Below are 18,888 nucleotides of genomic sequence, written 5' to 3'. Positions count from 1 at the left end.
GCATTCGAGAAGGAGACACAATGCGGCTTGGCGGACGCCTGCAGGCGGCTATCGAGGTATTGGATCAGATCGAAGCGGGCACGCGCCCGGCTTCTGATGTGCTGAAGGATTGGGGCGCTTCCCATCGTTTCGCAGGCGCAGGTGACCGCGCTGTGATTGGCAATATCGTCTACGACGCACTGCGCCGCAAACTGTCCATTGCGTGGCGAATGGATGCCGATGATGCACGCGCTCTGGCATTCGGCGCGTTGCTGGCCGATGGTGGCATGGATATCGCGGCTATCGACACCGTCCTCGACGGCGACAAATTCGCACCCGAAACGCTGGAACCGCCTCGCCGTATCGCCTGGGAAAGCCGGGATATTGCTCAAGCACCCGCTCACATTCAGGCAGACGTACCGGAATGGTGTGCCGCGTCGCTTGAGGAGTTTTTTGGCGCGCGCTGGGTGGGCGAGGGCAAGGCACTGGCAACGCGTCCCCCTGTTGATCTGCGTGTCAACAGTTTGAAGGTCAAGCCTGAGCAAACGCTTGCGGCCCTGGAAAAAGCCGGTGCTGCACCGGCGCCGTTCCTTGTACAAGCCCTGCGGATACCGCCGATCGAAGCGCTTGGCCGCCATCCGAATGTGCAGGGCGAGCAGGCCTTTCTCGACGGCTGGTTCGAGGTTCAGGACCTCGGGTCACAGCTTGCCGCGCTTTTTGCAGGTGCGCAACCCGGTCTGCAGGTGCTGGACTATTGTGCGGGTGCCGGGGGCAAGACGTTGGCGCTGGCGGCTGCGATGCAAAACAGCGGTCAAATTCACGCATATGACGCCGAGCGTGCGCGGCTTTCGCCCATGCACGAACGGCTGCAGCGTGCGGGGGTTCGCAATACGCAGGTACATGGAAATCTTGACGCACTCGACCCGCTCATCGGGCAGATGGACCTCGTGCTGACCGATGCACCATGCACCGGCTCCGGCACATGGCGTCGCCGTCCGGATGCAAAATGGCGACTGAACGAGCAGCAGCTTGAGCGGCGCGTTCAGGACCAGAGGGAAGTGCTCGAATCCGCCAAGCGCTATGTGAAAAAGGGTGGGCGGCTTGCCTATGTCACCTGCTCGCTATTTGCTGAAGAAAACACGCGGCAAGTGGCGCGGTTTCTCGGGGATAATGCTGATTTTGAGGAAGTTGCACCGCAGATTTTGTGGGACACAATTGTCGCTGACGCAGGTGACATGCAGCCGGTATTCCCCTCGCATGGCGCAGTTTTTTCGCCATTGTCTACTGACACTGACGGGTTTTATGTGAGCATTCTGCAAAGGTCGAAATAGTGCATTCCAGCAAAAACGCGAAGCGGTTTTGGACCGGATAATGCGTAAAAGTAACGGATAGAGCGGGGGACCCGATGTCGGCGCACCGTGTAGCGGAACCAGATTTCAAGGAACGCGTTGAGGAAAGTTTCGGGCGGCAGGCTGCCATGAAGCTGATTGGCGCTGAACTGGCGCGATGTGAGCCCGGCATTGTTGAAATCGAAATGCCGTTTCGTGAAGAACTGACGCAACAGCACGGCATTCTCCACGCGGGCATGATTTCAGCTGCGCTCGATTCTGCCTGCGGCTATGCGGCGCTCACGTTAATGCCATCCGACGCGGCTGTGCTGACGATCGAATTCAAGGTAAATCTGCTTGCCCCGGGGAAGGGCGAACGCTTTCTGTTCCGTGGCGAAGTCACCAAACCAGGCCGGACGATCATGGTCAGTGATGGACAGGCATTTGCCGTCACCGACACGGAAGTGCGTCTCATTGCGACGATGACCGGGACGATGATGGTCGTGCAGGACAGAAAAGGCTTGCAAGGATGATAAAGACGGTTGCCGGAAAGCGCCTGCTCTACGTTATGGCGGTGGATGCAGAATATGGGCGCCATCTGGCGAAGCTCTTCACGCCGGTCATGATCGGGGTAGGGCCGGTCGAAGCGGCAGCCAATCTCGCATATGCTCTCGGCAGCCTGATCCATGCCGGCGAAAAGCCCGATCTCGTGGTCTCGCTTGGTTCTGCCGGATCAGCCAGATTGCCGCAGGCGGAAGTGTTTCAGGTATCTTCCGTATGCTATCGCGATATCGATGCTTCGCCGCTTGGCTTTGAAAAGGGCGCAACGCCTTTTCTGGATATCCCAAAGGTGATTGAACTTCCGATTTCCGTGCCCGAAATCCCTGCTGCAACGCTTTCAACGGGCGCAAACATTGTTTCCGGCGAGGCTTATACGACAATTGATGCGGATATGGTCGATATGGAGACCTATGCTTGCCTGCGCGCCTGCCAACTTGCAGAAGTGCCGCTTTTCGGGCTGCGCGGTATCTCCGATGGCGCAAACGAGTTGCAGCATGTTGGCGACTGGACGCAATATTTGCACATTATCGATGAAAAACTGGCGGTTGCTGTGGAGCGATTGGAGACTGCTATCGCTGATGGACTCATCTGCTCCTGACAATGGTATGTCAGTATTGATCCTTTTTTAGCAACGCACTTGTTGAGCATGTCGTCTATACCCCATATAGGCATTGCATCCCGGCCACTTTTTAAATAGATGCTGCACATGAGTATCACGGCACATCCCGACACAATCCTTATCATCGACTTTGGCAGCCAGGTCACGCAGCTGATTGCGCGTCGCGTGCGCGAGGCCAATGTCTATTGTGAAATCGTTCCTTTTCAGTCAGCTGAAGAGGCTTTCACACGGTTGAAGCCGAAAGGTGTAATCCTTTCCGGCAGTCCGCATTCGACGACCGACATCGGCTCGCCGCGCGCGCCGCAGGCAGTTTTCGAGGCAGGCATTCCGGTTCTCGGCATCTGCTACGGTGAGCAGACCATCTGCGCCCAACTGGGCGGCAAGGTGGAAAGCGGCCATGACCGCGAGTTCGGTCGCGCCTTCCTGGATGTGCAGGAAGACAGCCCGCTTTTCGAAGGAATCTGGGCCAAGGGCACTCGCCATCAGGTCTGGATGAGCCACGGTGATCGCGTCACGTCGCTTCCTGATGGCTTCACGATTATAGGCACTTCGCCGAATGCGCCTTTTGCAGCCATTGCTGACGAAAAGCGCAAATATTACGGCGTGCAGTTCCATCCAGAAGTCGTCCATACGCCGGATGGGGCGAAGTTGTTGCAGAATTTCGTTCATCGCATCGTCGGCGTAAAGCCGGGCTGGACGATGGGTGCCTACCGTGAACAGGCCGTCGAAGCGATCCGCAAGCAGGTCGGTAGCGGCAAGGTTATCTGCGCGCTCTCCGGTGGTGTAGATTCGTCCGTTGCGGCACTTCTGGCGCATGAAGCCATTGGCGACCAGCTGACCTGCATCCTCGTCGATCATGGTCTTATGCGCAAAAACGAGGCGCAACAGGTCGTGGAAATGTTCCGCGAACATTATAACCTTCCGCTGATCCTCGTGGACGCATCCGACCGCTTCATCGGCGAGCTGGAAGGCGAAACCGATCCGGAAAAGAAGCGCAAGACGATTGGACGCCTCTTCATCGAAGTATTCGAAGAAGAAGCTAAGAAGCTCGGCGGCGCAGATTTCCTGGTGCAGGGCACGCTCTATCCGGACGTTATCGAAAGCGTTTCCTTTACCGGCGGACCTTCGGTCACGATCAAGTCGCACCACAATGTCGGCGGTCTGCCCGAGCGCATGAAGATGCAACTGGTTGAGCCACTGCGCGAACTGTTCAAGGATGAAGTGCGTCTGCTCGGCAAGGAACTCGGCCTGCCGGACAGCTTTATCGGTCGTCACCCGTTCCCGGGACCGGGCCTCGCGATCCGCTGCCCCGGCGGCATCACGCGCGAAAAGCTGGAAATTCTGCGCGAAGCGGATGCGATCTATTTGGACGAAATCCGCAAGGCTGGCCTCTACGATGCCATCTGGCAGGCCTTCGCGGTTCTGCTGCCGGTTCAGACTGTCGGCGTGATGGGCGATGGCCGTACCTACGAATTCGTTTGCGCGCTGCGCGCTGTGACTTCCGTAGACGGCATGACCGCTGATTTCTATCACTACGACATGAACTTCCTCGGCAATGCAGCCACCCGCATCATCAACGAAGTGCGGGGCATTAATCGTGTTGTCTATGACGTGACTTCAAAGCCGCCGGGCACGATTGAGTGGGAGTAAGAGAATCGGACATCGCCCCATTTTGCTTGTACCATGGGGGGATTGGCGCATCCCTGATGCTTAAAGCGGTTTGCTCGTTCGCCAAACGACTGAATATCGAATTTGCCGAGATTATTAGCCTCTCCCTCCGATTTTCGCGCGACCGCTGGGCGGGAGACTAGATCAGAATGTGTGCTTGGTACGTCAATGCTTGATATTTGATCGCTGCTCAATGGTGATGTTTTCAGCTTTTGTGACCGAGTACCGAATACGCCGTTCTTTACGTTGCTCTAGCTATTTGTTCCGGACCTGGGTGAAGTTGGCCTCCATATTGAAACGTTGCGTGACAGAAGGGTCGGCCGCGAGAAGGGTTTTCCCCTTTAACTAGCTTTTCCTCTCAAAAGCCGTGTCCGTGAAAACTGTCAGAAGATCGCGTATGTTCCTGACAGGAGAAAGATGATTACACGGCTGACCGAACAGTTTCTGGCACACGGCGGGCTTACCCGAAGGCGTCTCTGTATCCGCTAAGGGCGGGTCCATCTCTTGTTCTGTGTTTAGAGCGCAGACGCGACGAATTACAATGCTAGTCAGTTTCACGGCTACCAGAATACAAACATTGCGATGGCGGCTGCGGCCATGGCTACGGTCGCAATCCACCCAAACAATCTTGTTGCCAAACCTATTGTGAATTTGCCCATTTCATCGCGTCTGCTTGCGACGATCATCATCGCGGCCATTATGGGAACCGCAACGACGCCGTTGACAACCGCGCTCCAGAACAATGCGGCAATAGGATCGATTGGCGAAATCGCAATTGCCACTCCAACGAGAAACGCCAATGCAATCACGCCGTAAAAACCAATCGCCTCCCAAGGCTTGTTTGCCAAGCCGCATTTCCAACCATGAGCTTCGCCAAAGGCGTAAGCGACCGAGCCCGCAAGCACAGGCAATGACAGGAGACCCGTTCCAATAATTCCTAGGCTGAAAATGAAGAACGCGAAATCTCCTGCCAATGGCCGCAGCGCTTCTGCGACCTCGGCTGCGGAACTGACTTCAGTTTTCCCGGATGCGTGCAAGGTTGCCGCGGTGCTAATGATGATCGCGATTGCGACGATATTGGAAACCGCCATGCCGGCGAGAGTATCGATACGAATACGTCTCAATTCTTTCTTTGCTTCTGCGGGATCCCTGCGAAGCGGCTCCTCATCTTCTGAATTGTCGATTTCTTCGACTTCCTGGGAGCTTTGCCAAAATAGGAGATAGGGGCTTATGGTCGTCCCGAATATGGCGACGATCATCGTGAGACTTTCGCTCCGAAGCGGAAAGCTTGGCCAGAAAATGCCTTTTAAAGCTGCCCGCCAGTCGACATTCGCCACAAACAATACCGCAACGTAGGCAAGCAAAACCAATGTGAGCCACTTAAGATAGCGAGCGTAAGTTTCATAGGTTATGAAGAGTTGCAGAACGAGCGATAAGACACCAAAAGCCAAGGTGAAGATGACAGGAGAGCCGTCTGTCACCAGACTGGCGGCTGCGCCCATGGCGGATAAATTGGCGCCCATATTGATGGTGTTAGCGACAAGAAGGAGAGCCACAAGACAAAGGAGCGCCCAGCGGGGGATGATTTCGCACAGATTTGCAGCCAGCCCCTTACCGGTAACTCTGCCAATCCGGCCGCTGACCAGCTGAATCGCGGTCATAAGCGGAAAGGTGAACAACATGCTCCACAGCATATTGTACCCGAATTGAGCGCCTGCTTGCGAATAGGTTGCTATGCCGCTCGGGTCGTCATCGGCCGCGCCCGTAATGAGACCAGGACCTAGCTGTTTGAATAGCGCCGCACGACGCCAGCGTGGTAAGATCTGGCTGTTGCCTGATGATGAATTATCGCTGTCGTCTTCGGACAATAGCGTATCTCCGTTCCAAGAAAATCGCGTTTACGATCGTCAACGACGATATGCTTAAGCTTCAATCTAATTTACTAACCGTCTGGAACACTTCAAAGCTCTCATAAGAAGACGCCCGTTTCTTTGTCACCTAGCCCGCATTTTGTCGCTGACTTGGTGTAGCCGATGTTTCTCGAAAGCATTCTTCAGCTTCTCATCTGGGCCGCCCGGGCCAGTTTGGGAAGCGTCTTCAGGATATTGCGCTTAGCGTAATAAATGTCTTTCGGAGTATCGTAGAAAAGATCTTCAAGAGTGCCTTGTTTGGTACTGGTCATTTAAGGGCTCCCCTTTGTACTCGTCTGTCGCGCAGGGCGGGAAGTTGCGCGATGCGAAGATTAACCCTCCACCCGGGGTTTTGTTTCATGTACGCTGCAAAAACCTCGACGGTACAATTCAAACATACAACTTGAGATATTGTTTTCCGGTAGCCTGTGCGTTCTTTGCGATCGGTGTTCGGAATGGGCAATAAAAGCTATGGAACGAACGGAAAGGAAAAGCCTTATCTTAGATCCAGGTCGCTAAAGCCCAACGTAGGTTGGCGCCGAAGAGACAGCCTTTTTGACCTCAGCGCATCAACAGTCGTAGTTCACATCGGATGATTGTATGTTTTCATTTCTTTGGCAGGAAATCTTGTTGGTGCTGGCGTTCGGAGTCGGCGTTGTCGCGTTTGCTTTAGAATCAACAATAATGGAAAATGGACCCGCCAGTGCCTTGATCGCGACCTGCTGTCTTATCGCCGCTATCGTTGCGGTCTCCGTGCGGGTCGCTCATCGGGCCGAAGCGATCGCCTCTAGGGTCGGCGATCCGTATGGCACGATGGTGCTGACGATGTCTGCGGTCGGCGTCGAAGTGCTGATTCTTCTCATTCTCATGAACGGAAATAGCGGCTCACCAACGCTTGCACGCGACACGATATTTTCCGCAGTCATGCTGGATATTAACGGAATACTGGGTCTCGCCGCTCTTTTGGGCGGATGGAAATATGGAGAGCAGGCCTATAATGATGATTCCGGTAAGACCTACGGCGTCATGATACTGACCGCAATGGGAATATCCATGGTCGTTCCCGAGTTTATTCCTCACGAGAAATGGCGGCTTTACTCGGTTTTCACGGTGGGTGCGATGGCTATGCTCTACTGGGTATTTCTACGAAACCAGATTGGCCAGCATAGTTATTTTTTCAACTACAGCTATCCAGAAAAGAAAACGCGTGGCGGTCGCGCCCGCGATTACGAACCGTTCGCTCCGTCAATCGCGGTGCTGGTCGTCGGTGTTATACTCATCGGGTTGTTAGCTGAAGTGATGTCGGCGTTTCTGTTGCACGGACTTCAAGCGGTCGGGGCGCCGATAGCGTTGGCAGCGCTTGTGGTCGCCATTATGTCCGCAGCTCCGGAACTCCTAACGGCACTTCGCGCTGCGCTCGCTAACCGCATGCAAGTGGTTATCAATATCGCACTGGGTGCATCATTGTCGACGGTTATCCTGACCGTTCCCGTCATTGAGGGTTTCGCGCTTTTCAACGATCAACCGATCGTCATGGCGATGACTCCAATCCAGACGATGTTGATCGTCATAACACTTATTGCGGCGGCCATAAATCTAAACGACGGCCAGACTAACGCCATCGAGGGCATGACACACTTTGTCTTGTTCGCAACCTTTTTGGCTCTCTCCTTGCTGGGTGTCGCGGGTGGCTGACGCAACCGTTTCGAAAGCCAGTGGGACCACAAGTCTCGTTGCGAACGAATTATAGTTTCGGGTCAGTCACGAGGATATTTGAAAAGCAATAAAACTGGACGAGTGAGCTCGAAAAAATTCCAAGGGGTGGACGAAACCGGAAATCTTGCCAGTGCAACAGCCCCGCGTAACGCCATAATCTGCAGCAACGTTGGTCGTGGATTTGGGCCAAACCTGCTCGTAAAGCTCTTCCCGAGAAGCTGTCGACAGTGCGTAATCAGATGAAGCAGCTATCTGACTAAAACTGGGAGCGTTTCAAGCTTAGAACTGCATAGGGATCGAGAACAATCTCGGTAAATTGAGCGATGCTTACAGTTTGAGGCTGTGAGGTAATGTTCACCAGCCAAAATTCTCGCTCCGTTGCAAAGGCCAAAACGTGGTCAGCCCGCGACGAAACAAGCTGCTGCCATTTTTTCCCCGCCAGCCCAGTCAAAGTCCTTATTGTATTGACGAGCGGACGGTTTCCACCTGCAGCCGTTGGTTCATTTTCGCCCGCAATAAGCCCGAACGGGCCAGTCAAGGCGGAAATCGTCAGGCTGTCGAGACTAGCATCCACCACCGATATGGCGTAGGCCATCGCGAAGCTTTCCGCAAACTTTCCGTTGTGACGTGGATCGCGATTGGCCATCGCAATCCGTTTGCCACTCGGGTTCTCCATGGTTCGGCTGCCATAAGGATTCTGGCGCATGGGGATGGTAGACGGCCCGATGCGATAGGGCTTATCCCCGTAGATGGCACGCACCGAACGGGTGATGAAAGGTAGCGCTTCCAGTGTCTGCATAACACTCAGGTCGTCAGCGGCATGGACTATCGGATTGGTGCAATGGCTGATGAAATCAACAAGATCGCCGGGAACGCGCTTGCGATTAAGTTCGGTGAAATAACTCAGCATTCCACCGCCGAGCCGCACATTCGGGAAGGCGGCTCTTGCTGCCGCATAGACATCTTCAAGTGGCGGGCAGGGCGGCCATTCGCTGCCGGGCGGGGTCGACTGCCGGTCTATGGCCGGGGAAACAATGATTGCATCGGGCGTGAAGCCAGCCGCTTTCATATCGGAAGCGATTGCAGTCGTCTCATCGATAAGGCTTGCCTCGCAAGGCAGTGCGATTTCAAGAGAAATGTGTCCGCTATGTTTCGCAGCTATCGCTGTAAAATCCGCAAAAGCTGAACCCTTGTGTCCGGCCAGCGGATCGTAATGAAATAACAGATCCTGCGGGCCAATTTCCTGCAACAACTCTATTGCAGCGAGGCTCGCTTTGGCTTCCTCGGGTGTGATGATGATACCGATGTTAGGCATTATCCCACTCGCGTCACCGATTGTGATGCTCACCAGTTCCGCATCCGGGGTGGCTCTAGGCGAAGTCACGCGCGTATCGGCAATGTTGAGCACAATGCGCTGATGCTGGGGTTTGGAGACTTCGATCTGGTATGGCCAAGGTAGAGCTAGCGGGCGCGCATAAGTCTTGTAAGATGCATCGGACCAGTTGCGCTGGTCTTCCATCTCAAACGTATCGCCTTCCATGCGGCATTCAGCTGAAACGCCCGGAATAACCTCATGAGAGATGGCACGCATATCCTTGAAGGGCTGCCATGGCTCAATCAGATCGGGCAGACAGGTATTATTGACCGTGCCATCGACATGCTCGACAGTCACCGGTGAACCCGCCAGCCCGACGATTGGATGCAGAATGCAGAAGCCGCAACGGTTGGTTTCAAAGCCCGTCGTTGTGTTGGTCACAGCATCGAACGTCAGCATACCGCCGCGCTCAGCCTGAATGCGGACATCAACGGTAAGTCGGGTAGCACCTGGGCCTTCGTAACGTGCTCGATAGGTGACGAGAAAGCCGGTGCTGTTTTCTTCGACGTTCAGGTCGTGGATTTCCGGATTATAGGTTCCCCAGTCGCGATCCCGCACCAGATAGGACACAGCCCGCAGAACCTCGACGCCGTCATATTTGACGGTTCGCAGATTACCATCGCTCAGATCAACCGAAAGCAAGCCTGCCTTGAGATGCTGCGGCGGGGTTTCAGCCTCACGGGTTCCATAGAGCAGGAAAGGATCGAAGTCGGTCATTGGAGCAGCGCTGTAATATTGACGGGGTGGCCGCGCGCGGCACTGTCATAGGCGGCTTCGACAAGAGCGAAGGTCTTGAGATTATCAGCGCCCGATGTCGAGGTTTCTTTATTGCTCGAGAGCTTATCCACCCAGTGCTGCTGAATGGCAAAGACGCTTTCCTGAATATTGTGCCAGGGTCGCGAGGCCCAGGAGAGCAGTTTTGGCGAAACGTCGGAAACCGTGGTGCCGCGCGGCGTAATCACCTCAAGGCGATAGCCCTGATTCAGCCGTATCGAACCTTCGGTGCCATCCAGCTCGATCAGCGTTTCTGGGAAGGGATCGGTTTCGAGCTTGGTGGCATAGCTAACATCGACAATAGAGGTAGCGCCATTTTCATGGTCCATGAGAATGGTTGCCACATCCTCGCCTTTGATCTTCGGGTTTACACGCTTGGTGCGTGCAACAAGGCTTGTAACGTCACCCAGAATGAAGCGCGCAATATCCAATGTATGAATGCCAAGGTCTTCTATGATGAAGCGCTGGCCTTCCGCCAGATAAGGCTGGCCAGAGAAGACGTCAAAGCCGGAGCGGAAGGAGAAGCGCCCCCAGAACGGTGCGCCGATGACGCCGCTGTCGAGAGCCTCGCGCACCGCCTGAATAGGTGTCTGCCAGCGGAAGTTTTCATGCACCATGAGCGGAATGCCCGCTTCATCACAGGCTTTCACCATGGCTTTAGCGTCATCGAGCGTTTTGGCAAAAGGCTTTTGGCAGATTGCCGGCACCTTGTGAGCGGCTGCAAGTTCCACCAGTGCACGGTGGCTTGAAACCGTGGTGGCGATATCGACAAAATCAATGCCACCATCCGCAAACAGCGCCTCAGCATCCGTGTAGCGGCGTTCGATGCCGAACTGGTCGCCGACAATCTTCAGCCGCTCAGGATCGCGGTCGCAGATTGCCACGATTTTAGCACCTGAAACGTCGTGCCATGCGTGCATCTGGTTGATTGCGAAGAACCCGCAGCCAATCAGAGCGCCTTTCAATTCTGCCATTTTTAACCCGCTTTTGCCATTTGCATGAGTGTTACGCGCTGCTGGAGGCGGCGCTGTGCCTGGTCAACCACCACGGCGATGATGATGACAAGGCCCTTGATGACCATCTGCCAGAAGGACGATACGCCCATCATGACGAGGCCGTCAGAAAGAATACCGATGACGAATGCACCGATGATCGTGCCGCCAATGGTGCCGCGCCCGCCCGACATTGAGGTGCCGCCGAGAACCGCTGCCGCAATGGCATTGAGCTCGAACGAGTTGCCCGTTGCCGGATGCGACGACATCAGTTCGGACGAGATGATAAGGCCGGCAATGGCAGCGCAGAAGCCCGAAAACATATAAACGAACATCTTTACGCGGTCGACGCGGATACCAGACATGCGCGCGGCACGTTCATTGCCGCCGACGGCGAAAATCTGACGGCCAAGCGGTGTGTATCGCGCGATATAGGCTGCGGCCAATGCGACGATAATCAGAATCCAGACCGATACCGGAAGACCGAGAATGCTGCCCGATCCGAGGAATGCGAAGCCGGTTGTTCCCAGATCTTCGCGGCCGACCAAATTGGGGAAGGTTTGGCCGTCTGACGACAGAAGCGCCAGACCGCGTGCCACATAAAGCGTGCCGAGTGTTGCGATGAAGGGCGCGACGTTGAGCTTGGTAATCAATAACCCGTTGATGAAACCGACGGCGACACCAACGGCAAGCGTGATCAGCGATATTTCGATGATGTTGAAATAGATCGTATAGCCGATGCCCAGATCAATACCATAGATCAGCAAACCACCAGCAACCATGCCGCAAAGCCCGACAATGGAGCCGACTGAAAGGTCGATGCCGCCGGTGATGATGACGAAGGTCATGCCCATTGCAAGAAATGCGTTAAGGGCGACGTGCTTGGACATCAGGATGAGGTTGGCGGTCGAAAGGAAGTTCGGTGCCGCGAACGAGAAGAAGATGAACACCGCGAAAAGCGCGATGAAGGTTCTCAGCTTCATCAGCGTCAGCAGGGCGGAGCCGCCGTTGAAGCTTGTGTCAGTGGTGACCGTCGTCGTGTTGGCTGTCATGACGCGCGTTCCCTTGTGTGTTTGTTGTGGTCGTTGTCATGCATATGCCCGTGGCCCTTGGCCGAAGCGGCAACAATGTCGGCTTCCGTCGCTATGTCGCGGTCGAAAATGGCAATCAGCTTTCCGTTGCTCAGCACCGCGATGCGATCAGAGAGCGCCATGACTTCTTCCAGGTCGGAGGTTGAAAAGAGAATGGAAAGACCTTCGGCAGCAAGCCTGCGCATGGTGCGAAAGACATCGGCCTTTGCGCCCACATCAATGCCGCGTGACGGCTCGTCCATCAAAAGGACTTTCGGATTGGTCATAAGCGCCTTGCCGATGACGACCTTTTGCTGGTTGCCGCCTGACATCGAGGTCACTTCGAATTCAGGGTTTGGCGCCTTGATCGAAAGGTCTTTGATGGCTTGTTGGATGGCGTGTTTTTCACGCTTTGGCGTGATGTGGAAAAAGCGCGCCAGACGGTCGAGGCTTGCCAGTGTCAGATTGCTGGCAATCGATAAAATCTGCACCAGACCTTCGCGCTGACGATCTTCTGGGATTAGCGCCAGGCCGCGCCGGATACGGCGGGTCGTGTCGCGTTCCTTTAACTCTTCCCCGTCAATGTAGATTTTGCCGGTAGAATGCACATGTTGCCCCATCACGCATTCGAAAAACTCTGAGCGTCCAGCACCCATGAGGCCGTAAATTCCTAGAACTTCACCGGCTCGCACATCCAGCGATACATTATCAACCGCCAACCCGCCAGTCGGACGCGGCAGGGTGATGTTTTCGGCGCGAAACCGCTCTGCACCGATCTTGTGGGTTACAGGCTTGGCAAAATCCTTGGCATCGGAACCGATCATCGAACGTACGATCCATTGCGTGTCGATATTCTTGATCTCTTCCTGTCCGGTGATTTTTCCGTCGCGCAGAACGGTGATGTAATCGCCAATCCGCATCAGTTCTTCGAGGCGATGCGAAATATAGACGATTGCCACGCCCTGACTTTTCAGCTCAGCAATCACCTTGAACAGAATGTCCACTTCGGCTGCAGAAAGTGCCGATGTCGGTTCATCCATGATGACGATGCGCGCATCGAGCGAGATGGCCTTGGCGATTTCGACAAGCTGCTGCTGCCCGATCGGCAGATCGGCGACATGCGTATTTGCGCTGATGCCCGCATCAAGGCGCTCGAGATATTCGTTGGCCTTTGCAACCTGCGCCTTGTGATCGATACCGCGCAAACCGCGTGTGATCTCCCGTTTGGCAAAGATATTCTCGGCCACTGACATGTTTGAAAACAGGTTCAGTTCCTGAAAGATCATCGCAATGCCGCGCTGCTGCGCGTCTGCGGGACTGTCGAATGACACTTCCTCGCCATCGAGAATGATCTTGCCCATGGTCGGGCGTTCCACGCCGGCGATAATCTTCATCAGCGTCGACTTGCCAGCGCCATTTTCGCCGACAAGCACATTGACCGAACCTCGGCGCAATTCAAGGTTGGCACGTTTGACCGCGACGATGCCCGAATAGACCTTGGAAACATCCTCAAGCTTGAGGACGATATCGTCCTTTGGGTTCATTTCCGTTTCCATGGCTATTTCTCCAGAGAAATGGAAACGGGAGTCACAAGAGGAAGCTGGCCCTTTGACGGTAACGGGAAGGCACCCTCCGCTTTCACCTTCATGCCAACCAGATCTTCACGCGGCAGTTTTGCCAATACCTCGTCGTTGACGCGGGTGTTGAAAGCCTTGCCGAACTGCGCCCAGTCGATCTGGTTGCGAAACTCGTTGAAGTTCACGAAAGAGAGGCTGTCGCGGATTGCAGTACCGCGAACGGTCGGCCCGATTTGTACGCGGGCATCGGCCTTGCCATCGCCATCGCTGTCGACATCGACATAGGCGGCACGCGACTTTGTTTCAGCCGCGATCACCGTACCTTCGAGCTTGGCCGCGAAAGTCCATGGCGCATTGCCCTGCTTTTCGCGATGGCCGTACTTTGCTCCGGCGGCATCGGCGTCGGCATTTGCGGCTTGCATCACTTCATCAAGCGTCGCAGTTTTCTCGGCAAAAAACGGCTTAACTTTTGAATCCCAAATGCCGGCAACCGAACGATCGGGATTGAAATTATCGCCGCGTGCTTCTGCGGCTTCTTCCGCTGTTGGTGTCTTGATGATTTTGCAGCCCGAAAGCGCTACACCGCAGGCCAGCAGGATTATCGAAGCTGACTTCAGCACTGACATGAATCTATCCTCAGTATCAGGAATGTGCCGGGAACGGGACACGTTCCCGGCCTCGCAAGTCGCGGATTAGTCCTTCAAGGCGAAGGTTTCGAGCTTGTCGGCATTGTCAGGATTGATGAGCACGCAATCCATCAGCCGCTTTTCCTCAGCAGGTCCTTTGCCGGTCTTGATGTATTGATCAGCTTGGACAACTGCCATCTGTGCCTGGGCATAGGCCGGCTGAAGAACGGTTGCCTTTATGCCACCGGCCTTAATGGAATCGCGAACATCGTTGGAGCCATCGAAGCCTACAACGATAACATCCTTGCGGCCTGCAGCTTCAAGTGCTGCCCATGCGCCCATGGCCATGGTGTCATTGCCGGAAATCACGCCTTTGATGTCAGGATTTGCCTGCAGGATGCTCTGCATCTTGGAGAAAGCTTCGGTCTGGCTCCAGTTGGCCGATTGCTGAGCAACCATCTTCATGTCCGGATATTCGTCAATGACGTCGTGATAGCCCTTGGAGCGGGTGCCGGCATTCAGATCGGATTCGCGACCAAGCAGTTCGACGTAATTGCCGGCTTCGCCCATCAGCTTGACGAATTCTTCCGCACCGAGCTGCGCGCCCTGATAGTTGTTTGATACGATCTGCGACACCGCAACGCCCGAGGCGTTGATCTCACGGTCGATCAGGAATGAAGGAACTTTGGCGTCCTTTGCCTTCTGAACGGCGGCAATTGATGCTTCCGAACCGGCATTGTCGAGTACGATCGCCTTTGCACCGCGACCGATGGCCGTATCGACGAGCTGCGACTGCTTGGTCGGGTCGTCGTCATGCTGAAGGATCAGCGTCTCGTAGCCAAGTTCCTTGGCCTTGGCCGCGGCGCCGTCAGCTTCGGCCTTGTAGAATGGATTGTCATGCGATGGCGTGATGATCGCGATCAGATCGGCAGCCCATGCCGGCATGACAACGCCGCCTGCCAATGTTGCCGAGACGGCTGCAATCGCGAGACCGCGCGCAATTTTTCTACGTGTGAATTTCATGTAGACCTCCCAATAAGCCCCATTTCCCAAAAGGGCGGAAAAAGGGGAGAGCGTGCGCCGCTCTCCCAAGTGACGTCACGTAATGCGACGGATGCTTTCTGCGATTTCTGCCGGTTCGAAAACGTTCTTCCAGTCGTCGCGCATCAACGCGGGAATTCCGAATTCGATTGCCTTATTGCAGGCATCGGAAAATACGCCCTGGACTTCGCCAAAGATGACAGCGCCGAGAACGTTCATGTGTCCGAGCAGGAAGTCGCGGGCAGCCTCTTCAGGGACGCCGCGACGGACGGTTTCGTCCATCGCCTGCTTCATGACAACCAAGAGCGAAGCTGCAACGGTTTCCGAAAGGCCCGGCTCGAGGATTGCAAGCTGTTCAACGGTTACGCGATGCGAACGCATGACTGGCGCCCAGATGATCTTGGCGATTTCTTCACCAAGCGCATAGGCTTCTTCCGGACCCTGCATGAGAGCCGAAACGATGTGCTGCTTTGCAAACAGACCGCCGAAGTGGTCCTTCTTGGCCTGCATGTCCGTTTCGTCGTTGAAGATCGGCGGATGGCATGGATGGGTCACGAAATAGGTGAGGTCTGCGCGTTCGGGCAGATGACCGGCAAATGGTGCCGCTGCGTCGAGCGCAATAACCATTGTGCCTGGCTTGAGCTTGTCGACGATGCCCGCAGCAACCTTGCCGATGATGGTATCCGGCACCGCCAGAATAACCACCTCAGCACCTTCAAGACCCGCGTCAGCATCAACAGTGTCGATGCCAAGGTCGTTCTTGAGGCGGGCCTTGCCAGCGTCGCTGACTTCGATGTGGCGTACGTCAAAGCGCGAACCCTTGAGGTTCTTGGCCAGACGGTAGCCCATCTTGCCGCCCGCTCCAAACAAAGCGATAGCTGTCATGATTATATTTCCTTCCCGTACTTTTGGTAGCGTAACTGGTATAACCAGTCAATGAGTATTCCAGATCAAGTGGGGGTTCCGTCGCGAATCTGACTAAAGTAATTGTCAGAGCCCACTTGGCCGCCTTTGAGAGCAATCTGCAGGCCGTCGGTGGCGGCGTGTGCGCCATGTGTTGTGCAAAGCGGTGATCCCGGAGTTTGCGGAAGCGGCAAAAGCGTGGTGAGCGCATCAACATGCAATTCGCGCAATGCATGGCTTGAGGTGTCACCGCCTGCAATGACCGCGCGGGTCAGTTGTTCGCGCTCGACAAGGCTTCGGAGAATGAAGCCGAGGCTGCGCGCCAGTTTGTGGCGGCTGCCTGCGACCTTGTCGATTTCCGTGCCGCGATCAGCCGACGGGCCGAGCGCAGTATTAATGATCACGCTATTCCCCAGCTTGAGCGCCTTTTGGCCTTCAGTAATGGCGGTTTCGATGGCCTGGTTGCTGTTTTCGCGAAGAAGATCGAGGGGATTGAGATTAATGCCGGTAAAGCCTGATGCTGTCGCATGGCGGATCTGGCGTTCTGTAGTCGGAGAGACGCTGCTTGAAACGACCGCGATGCGGTCAGCCTTGCCTGGAAGTGGAAATTCCCTTTTCGCACCGATCAGCCCGGCCTTGGTCCACGCGGCCAGCAGTGCATATTCAACACCCGATGACCCCGCAACGAACCAGCCTGTATCGGGGCGTAAGCGCCAGAGCTGTTCACCTGCCTGCAACTGGCTTTCATGGCTATCGACGTCGAACAGCACCATGCCGTCGGCAGTGTTGGCAATGGCGTTTACACGCGCATTTGCATCTTGGGCTGAAAGAGTGACCAGATCAGCAAGCACGGTTTTCAGCGCTGTTTGATGAGCCAGATGCAAACGCAGGTCTGCTTCGTGCATCGGCGTGACCGGATGGCGGCTCATAACCGGATGACGATCAATACGGTAGGTTTCGCCCTGATATGCGGCGAACAGATTGCCGAAAGCGGTGTAGCGCTTGAGCTGCGGTGCGCCAACAATGAGCGGCACATAGGCCTGATCGAAGACCGCTTTGCCGATTTCAACGGCCTTGCCGATGTTGCCGATTTGCGGTGCTGAATCGAACGTCGAACAGACCTTGTAATGGGCAATCGCTGCGTTGAGGCTTTTCAGCCATCTGAAAGCGGGCGTGAGATTCTCCTGCATCCAGTCCGGCGTTTCGCTGCGGCTGGTGCCGGCCAAACCGATAGCTTTGCAGTGCGAGAAGCGTGCAAGCAGCGTTTCATCCGGCACGTTCATGAACAGAACAGTGTCAATGCCGTGGGAAGCAAGTGCCTCCATGACATCGGTTGAGCCGGTTAGGTCGTCGCCGTAATAGGATAGCAGCAGTTCGTAGGAAGCCGTGGTCATTGTTCGCCATCTTTTCCGAATTTTGCGAGCGAGGCTGCGAGTTCAGGATGATCCGCGGCATATGTTTCAAGCGGGATGCCAGCGACTGCTGCTTCCCATGCCTGCTGGACGGCGCGAACACCAGCTGCCGGGCCATCCGGATGGCTGACAATGCCGCCGCCGCATAGATAAAGCAGATCCGTGGTGTTGCCCGTGCGCTCGTAAGTTTCCGGCGCCTGTCCGCCCCACTGGCCGGAACCAGCAACGGGAAGCGGGCAATCAGACGGGTCGAACAGTGGCGTGCTGACAGCCTTGAAAGAGTTGACGAAGCTTTCGTCCGGCTCCCAATATTTCACACGAATACCGTTGATCTGGAACTGATCGACACCGAGCAGACGCCAGAATTGTTGATAGACGCGGAAATCCATACCGGCGCCTGGATTGCGGGTCAGAATATCCCAGCCATTACGATGCGCGTGCAGAACAAGGCCGGAGCGCTTGCGCAGGAAGCTCATGCCGCCAAAGCCAATGGAATTGATGTTGACTACGGCGCAATTACCGCCGGCTTCCAGCACCATGTCATGGTTGCGCATCATCTCCTCGGGATCGGCATGGGAGATTCCGAATGCGTACATGACCTTTTTGCCGGTCTTCTGTTCGTGATCGAGGATGCGCGGCATGATCGCGCCGATGCGTTCTTTAAGGGGCGAATAGGCCGGGCTCATCAGCTTTTCATCATCCTTGATGAAATCGACGCCTGACTCGATGAGTTCGCCGACAAGTTCTGCTGTTTCATGCGGACGTAGGCCGAGAGCGGGCTTGACGATGGTGCCGATAATTGGGCGTCCCTCGACGCCGGTAAGGCGACGGCTTCCGGCGATGCCGAATTGCGGGCCGGGATGCGCCCCGCGGAAGGCTTCCGGCAGCTTCATGTCGACCACGCGGATGCCTGTCATTCCCTTGATCGAATAAACGCCGCCGACCGCGATTGTCATCAGCGCTGCGAGATCGGTGCCGATTGCATCTAGCGGAAAAGCAATATCGACATCGGCGCGCTTGATGGGGCCTTGTCCGGGCTTCAGCTCCGGCCATGCTGGTATCGTTGTATCCTCAAGCGGACGAATTTCGCGTACGCGTGCTGCAACACGCGCCTTCAGTTCTTCCGTTTCACCGGCAAGGGGGACAAAGGTTCCGGTCGACTGGTCGCTCGCAATCTTGGCAGCCATCTGCTCAATGCTGCCGGTGGTCTCGATGCGATAGGTCAGGTTAATGAACATGGTTATTACCGGAACAGGCTGCTGGTTCGTTGCCAGCGAACCTCCGCTGGTTTATAGATATAAACTGGTATAATGAGTATTCCATTATGCGCAAGCGAA

General features: G+C 55.4%; 15 protein-coding genes and 1 pseudogene. 5 read left to right on the top strand and 11 right to left on the bottom strand.

All coding sequences use genetic code 11. The annotated features are described in order from the left end of the window. Window positions 1–20: 20 nt before the first annotated feature. The 4 genes from J9800_RS15205 (at window position 21) to guaA (ending at window position 4,137) form a co-directional block, all read left to right on the top strand. Complete coding sequence (locus J9800_RS15205; RefSeq protein WP_114215885.1) at window positions 21–1,310, top strand: RsmB/NOP family class I SAM-dependent RNA methyltransferase; 1,290 nt, start codon at window positions 21–23, stop codon at window positions 1,308–1,310. A gap of 74 nt (window positions 1,311–1,384) precedes the next feature. Next, complete coding sequence (locus J9800_RS15200; protein WP_100650611.1) at window positions 1,385–1,840, top strand: PaaI family thioesterase; 456 nt, start codon at window positions 1,385–1,387, stop codon at window positions 1,838–1,840. Next, entirely contained in the window at window positions 1,837–2,466 is a 630-nt protein-coding gene (locus J9800_RS15195; RefSeq protein WP_114215884.1) for a 5'-methylthioadenosine/S-adenosylhomocysteine nucleosidase, read from the top strand. The genes J9800_RS15200 and J9800_RS15195 overlap by 4 nt, the downstream gene beginning before the upstream one ends. Before the next feature lie 108 nt (window positions 2,467–2,574). Further along, entirely contained in the window at window positions 2,575–4,137 is a 1,563-nt protein-coding gene (gene guaA / locus J9800_RS15190; protein ID WP_114216112.1) for a glutamine-hydrolyzing GMP synthase, read from the top strand. Window positions 4,138–4,715: 578 nt separating this feature from the next. Here the strand turns inward: guaA and J9800_RS15185 are convergent. Continuing rightward, complete coding sequence (locus J9800_RS15185; protein WP_112590776.1) at window positions 4,716–6,023, bottom strand: Nramp family divalent metal transporter; 1,308 nt, start codon at window positions 6,021–6,023, stop codon at window positions 4,716–4,718. Window positions 6,024–6,185: 162 nt separating this feature from the next. Beyond that, window positions 6,186–6,337: pseudogene (locus J9800_RS15180) on the bottom strand (DUF892 family protein); the annotation flags it as partial. Between the two features lie 328 nt (window positions 6,338–6,665). Between J9800_RS15180 and J9800_RS15175 the strand changes: the two are divergent. Continuing rightward, window positions 6,666–7,760, top strand: a complete 1,095-nt coding sequence (locus tag J9800_RS15175) for a calcium:cation antiporter (protein WP_114215797.1) — start codon at window positions 6,666–6,668, stop codon at window positions 7,758–7,760. Window positions 7,761–8,037: 277 nt separating this feature from the next. Here J9800_RS15175 and apnL read toward each other — a convergent pair whose 3' ends face one another. The 9 genes from apnL to oiaX all read right to left on the bottom strand — a co-directional run bounded on the left by apnL (window position 8,038) and on the right by oiaX (window position 18,789). Beyond that, window positions 8,038–9,873: a D-apionate lactonase gene (apnL, locus tag J9800_RS15170; protein ID WP_114215796.1), complete on the bottom strand. Its 1,836-nt coding sequence runs from the start codon at window positions 9,871–9,873 to the stop codon at window positions 8,038–8,040. Next, complete coding sequence (locus tag J9800_RS15165) at window positions 9,870–10,904, bottom strand: Gfo/Idh/MocA family protein (protein ID WP_114215795.1); 1,035 nt, start codon at window positions 10,902–10,904, stop codon at window positions 9,870–9,872. The genes apnL and J9800_RS15165 overlap by 4 nt, the downstream gene beginning before the upstream one ends. 2 nt (window positions 10,905–10,906) lie before the next feature. Next, window positions 10,907–11,974, bottom strand: a complete 1,068-nt coding sequence (locus tag J9800_RS15160) for an ABC transporter permease (RefSeq protein WP_112590783.1) — start codon at window positions 11,972–11,974, stop codon at window positions 10,907–10,909. Further along, window positions 11,971–13,548: a sugar ABC transporter ATP-binding protein gene (locus tag J9800_RS15155; protein WP_114215794.1), complete on the bottom strand. Its 1,578-nt coding sequence runs from the start codon at window positions 13,546–13,548 to the stop codon at window positions 11,971–11,973. Before J9800_RS15155 ends, J9800_RS15160 begins: the two co-directional genes overlap by 4 nt. Window positions 13,549–13,550: 2 nt before the next feature. Then, window positions 13,551–14,195: a DUF2291 family protein gene (locus J9800_RS15150; RefSeq protein WP_114215793.1), complete on the bottom strand. Its 645-nt coding sequence runs from the start codon at window positions 14,193–14,195 to the stop codon at window positions 13,551–13,553. Between the two features lie 66 nt (window positions 14,196–14,261). Beyond that, window positions 14,262–15,218: a D-ribose ABC transporter substrate-binding protein gene (locus J9800_RS15145; protein ID WP_210845874.1), complete on the bottom strand. Its 957-nt coding sequence runs from the start codon at window positions 15,216–15,218 to the stop codon at window positions 14,262–14,264. A 75-nt stretch (window positions 15,219–15,293) separates the two neighbouring features. Continuing rightward, on the bottom strand, window positions 15,294–16,121 hold the full coding sequence (locus J9800_RS15140; protein WP_114215791.1) for a phosphogluconate dehydrogenase C-terminal domain-containing protein: 828 nt from the start codon (window positions 16,119–16,121) through the stop codon (window positions 15,294–15,296). A gap of 65 nt (window positions 16,122–16,186) precedes the next feature. Continuing rightward, window positions 16,187–17,533: a four-carbon acid sugar kinase family protein gene (locus J9800_RS15135; protein ID WP_210845873.1), complete on the bottom strand. Its 1,347-nt coding sequence runs from the start codon at window positions 17,531–17,533 to the stop codon at window positions 16,187–16,189. Further along, window positions 17,530–18,789 (bottom strand): 3-oxo-isoapionate-4-phosphate decarboxylase OiaX, encoded by a 1,260-nt coding sequence (gene oiaX, locus J9800_RS15130; RefSeq protein ID WP_114215789.1) that lies wholly within the window; start codon window positions 18,787–18,789, stop codon window positions 17,530–17,532. The genes J9800_RS15135 and oiaX overlap by 4 nt, the downstream gene beginning before the upstream one ends. Window positions 18,790–18,888: the final 99 nt, after the last annotated feature.

Source organism: Ochrobactrum sp. AP1BH01-1 (assembly GCF_018066705.1).
GTDB lineage: Bacteria > Pseudomonadota > Alphaproteobacteria > Rhizobiales > Rhizobiaceae > Brucella.
This window is presented reverse-complemented; position numbering and strand designations above follow the sequence as displayed.